This is a genomic window from Mesorhizobium sp. P5_C1 (assembly GCF_054049815.1).
In genome coordinates this window covers 1-3,936 of record NZ_JBFULQ010000510.1, presented here as the reverse complement: position 1 = coordinate 3,936, position 3,936 = coordinate 1, and the positions used below count along the sequence as shown (strand labels likewise).

Here is a 3,936-nt window from a genome sequence, read left to right as displayed (position 1 = left end):
ACCTTGAGGCCCGGCACATGGCCGAGCCAGGCCTCGAGGCTCTGGCTGTGCTGGGCTGCGGCACCTGTGCCGGAGCCGGCGGGAAAGCGCATTACCACCGGAACCGAAACCTCGCCCCCGAGCATGAAGCGCATCTTGGCCGCCTGGTTGACGATCTGCTCCATGGCGAGCGTGGCGAAATCGGAAAACTGGAACTCGAAGATCGGCCGCATGCCGGTGAGGGCGGCGCCGACCGCGACGCCCGCGCCACCCAGTTCCGAAATCGGCGTGTCGATCACCCGCTCGCTGCCAAACCGATCGACCAGATCGCCGGTCACCTGGAAGGCGCCGCCATAGACGCCGATATCCTCGCCCATCAGGAAGACGCGTTCGTCCATGTCCATGGCGATCGCCATGGCTTCCTGGATCGCCTGGGCGTAGCTCAGTTCACGCACCATCGCGTCCATCACGCTTGCTCCGTATAGACATAATTGCCGGTGTCGCGCACATCCGGCGACGGGCTCGCCTTGGCGAACTCGATGCCGTCGGCGATCTCCTGTGCCACCGCGCCGCGAATGGCCTCGATGCCCTTGTCGTCGATGAAGCCGAATTCGCGCAGCTCGCTTTCGAACAGGGTGATCGGATCGCGGTTCGACATCCAGTCCTCGATCTCCTCCTTGCTACGATAGCGGTTGCGGTCGCTCTTGGAGTGACCGCGATGGCGATAGGTCTTGGATTCGATCAGCGTCGGCCCCTCGCCGGCGCGTGCACGCTCGACAGCCTTGTACGACGCCTCGGCGACTTCCGAAAAAATATTGCCGTTGACGATGACACCCGGCATCGAATACGCGGCGGCGCGCTCGGCGATGTTCTTGACGGCGGTCGAGCGCGCCGTCGAAGTCGACATGCCGTAGCCGTTGTTCTCGCAGACGAAGATCACCGGCAACTTCCAGACCGAGGCCATGTTCAACGCCTCGTGGAAGGCGCCTTCATTGTTGGCGCCATCGCCGAAGAACGACACCACGACCTTTCCGGTCCTCATCATCTTGGCGGAAAGTGCTGCCCCAACGGCGATCGGAATGCCGCCGCCGACGATGCCATTGGCGCCGAGATTGCCCTTGCCGACATCGGCGATGTGCATCGAGCCGCCACGGCCCTTGCAGTAGCCGGTGGTCTTGCCGAAGAACTCGGCGAACATGCGCTTGACCTCGGCGCCCTTGGCGATGCAGTGGCCGTGGCCGCGATGCGTCGAGGTGATCTGGTCATCCTCGGCGAGCGGCATGCAGATGCCCATGGCGCTGGCTTCCTGGCCGATCGACAAATGCATTGTGCCGTGGATGAGGCCGCGCGTGTAGCACTCCTCCGCGCCCTCTTCGAAGCGCCGGATGAGGTACATCTTGTAGAGCACATTTCTGAGCTGCTCGGCGCTGTACTGTCGATAGACGAAGGGCAGGTTGGCGCGACTGTCGGCGACGGCTTTGCTGGCTCCGGCCATGGTCAGGCTCCCACGGACCCGTAGACGAGCTTGTCCTGGCGGGCACGCAGTTCGGCGATCTTGGAGCCTGGCGCTGGAGCAGCATTCGCATAGGTGATGAGCTCGCCCTTCTTGATCGGCTGGGTCACCGAGCCGCCTTGCAGCAGGCCGCAGGGAATGGCCTTGGCGGCGCCCGCCYCCGGCGCGGTCATAATCCAGGCGCGGTAGCAATATTCGCCGATCGCATCGAGCTTCTCACCCGGCTTCATGTTCTTCTTGGCCACCGCGCAGACTTCGGCCGTCGGCTTGGCCAGCGGGACCATATCCGCCTTGCCGTAGAGCACGACACGGGCGCAGGTCAGCGGCACTTCGAGCGAGGTCAAATGATAGGGGCGGTGGAAGGTGAAATACGGACCCTTGCCCATCTTCAAATCTTCCATGCGCTCCGAAATGCGCGGGTGCGACATGTCGGCGACGACGAAGACGCCAGGCGCGACACCCTTGCCGATCGAGTAGTCGACGACGCCGACCTTCGACAGCACGCCGCCGTCCTTCTGCGGCACCAGGACCTTGGACAGCTCGCCAAGCGTCGCCGCCGGGCCGTGCATGCCGGGCTTGTCGGGAACCAGCCCGGTGGCATTGGCGATCGCCGCCATCTCGACCATGGTCTTGGAGCCATCGACGAATTCGACCAGCATGCGCACATTCATATGCCGGCGCTCGGCCTCCTCCTCATAGTCGGGGGGCGTGGCGTCGATGTTTAGCGGATTGTTCTTGCCCTTGCCGGCGGCGACGATCGGATGGCCCATCGCCGAGACGAATTCGATCAGCTCCATGCAGGACGACGGCTCGTCGCCGGCGCCCAGCGAATAGGTGACGCCCAGCCGGTCGGCCTCACTTTTCAGATAGGCGCCGATGGTGACGTCGGCCTCGACATTCATCATCACCAGATGCTTGCCATGCTCCATGGCGCGCAGGCCGATCTCGGCGCCGACCGCCGGAACGCCTGTGGCGTCGATGACGACATCGATCAGGTCATTGTCGATGACCAGGCTGGCATCGTTGGTGACCGCGATCTTGCCGGCCTCCATCGCCGCCGTCATCGCCGAAGCGTTCGACACTTCGCGCGCATGGCCGGTTTGCTGGAAGGCGATATCCACCGCCTTGCTGGCGGCGGGCAGGTTCAGTTCCGAAATGGCGCCGATCTCGATGCCGGACATATGGGCGACGCGGGTGACGATATCGGTTCCCATCTCGCCGGAGCCGATCAGGCCGATACGGATGGGCTTGCCCGACCTGGCGCGTTCCTCGAGATCGCGGGCAAGGCCCGTCAACGAAACATTGGAAGCCATACCGCTCGTTCCTCCCATAATGCAGGCTATTCAATCGCCTGACGGGTATTGAACATATGTATTTCTGTCAAGACTAATGTGCACATCAGTTGCTTTGTGACGCCCCATTGTGGAGGCTCCGCGTGACCCAAAACAGCCCACCAACGCGGGGGCCGCGCAGCCGTTGCGCAGACAACACACTGGCACGGCTGCGTGCCTCCCGGCACACGGATTCTGGGTAGCTCGTCCACCGGTCGTGGCGATCGCTGCACCACGCCTCTCGACGGTTCAGGCTATAGAACCGGCGGCACCGGGAAATCGTGGAAATGCACGATCACCCCATCCGCATCGATCAAGATCACGGCATAGGCTGGCGGCTCGTGGCCGAGGCTCCAGCCCTGCGAGAAATCGAGCGCGGTTTGATGATTGGTGCTGCGCAGCGTGCTGACGGGAATGCCGCGCCAGCTGCCGGCGATCAGCCGGTGGACGTGTCCGGCAAAGATGTGGCGGACATTGCCGTGGCGCAGCAGTACCTCATGCAAGGCATCGGGATCGGCGAGCATGACACGGTCGAGCTCGGGGATGTGTATCCGAAACGGCGGATGGTGCATGAACAGGAAGACCGGTCGATCGCGAGCCTCCTGCAGTCGCTTATCGAGCCAGTCGAGACGCGCTGCGCACAGTTTGCCTTCGACATGGCCGCTATCCAGCGTATCGAGCAGGATCAGGCGGCCTTCGCTGCTGTCGACGACGCTTTGGACGAAGCCGCGCTCGGCGGTGGCTTGCGGAAACATCTCGAGAAACACCGCCCGGTCGTCATGGTTGCCGAGCATCAGCCGGCAGGGCGGACCGAACTTTGTCAGGCTCTCACTCAGCGCGGCATAGGCGGGGCGCTCGCCGTCATTGGTCAGGTCGCCGGAAATGACCACCAGATCAGCGTCGGCATGGTTGGCGCCGATGTCGGCAAGGCAGGCTTGCAACCTGGAGAGCGGATTGGAGCCGTACAGAAGACCACCCGGCGTCATCAGATGCGGATCGGATATCTGGATGACTTTCATGGACCTGACCGGGATGCTTCCTGCTGGCGGCTTTCCTGTTGACTCCTGGCGGCACCAGCCGGCAAACGAAACGCGTTGACCATCCTCACTGTGC

General features: G+C 63.3%; 3 protein-coding genes and 1 pseudogene. All 4 read right to left on the bottom strand.

Annotated elements, in window-relative coordinates:
- Positions 1–446 (bottom strand): annotated as a pseudogene (locus ACXJ7R_RS26840) (alpha-ketoacid dehydrogenase subunit beta); the annotation flags it as partial.
- Positions 446–1,474, bottom strand: coding sequence for a thiamine pyrophosphate-dependent dehydrogenase E1 component subunit alpha (locus tag ACXJ7R_RS26835; RefSeq protein ID WP_457154468.1), 1,029 nt, complete (start codon positions 1,472–1,474; stop codon positions 446–448). The pseudogene ACXJ7R_RS26840 and the gene ACXJ7R_RS26835, both read right to left, overlap by 1 nt.
- Positions 1,475–1,476: 2 nt before the next feature.
- A complete protein-coding gene (locus ACXJ7R_RS26830; RefSeq protein ID WP_457154467.1) occupies positions 1,477–2,805 on the bottom strand; it encodes an NAD(P)H-dependent oxidoreductase in 1,329 nt (442 codons plus the stop codon).
- Positions 2,806–3,077: 272 nt separating this feature from the next.
- Entirely contained in the window at positions 3,078–3,842 is a 765-nt protein-coding gene (locus ACXJ7R_RS26825; protein ID WP_457154466.1) for a phosphodiesterase, read from the bottom strand.
- Positions 3,843–3,936: the final 94 nt, after the last annotated feature.

What these genes read in the sequence shown, in the direction of transcription:
- ACXJ7R_RS26835 (WP_457154468.1), bottom strand. Translation starts at nt 1,474, where the DNA reads ATGGCCGGAGCCAGCAAAGCCGTCGCCGACAGTCGCGCCAACCTGCCC.
- ACXJ7R_RS26825 (WP_457154466.1), bottom strand. Translation starts at nt 3,842, where the DNA reads ATGAAAGTCATCCAGATATCCGATCCGCATCTGATGACGCCGGGTGGT.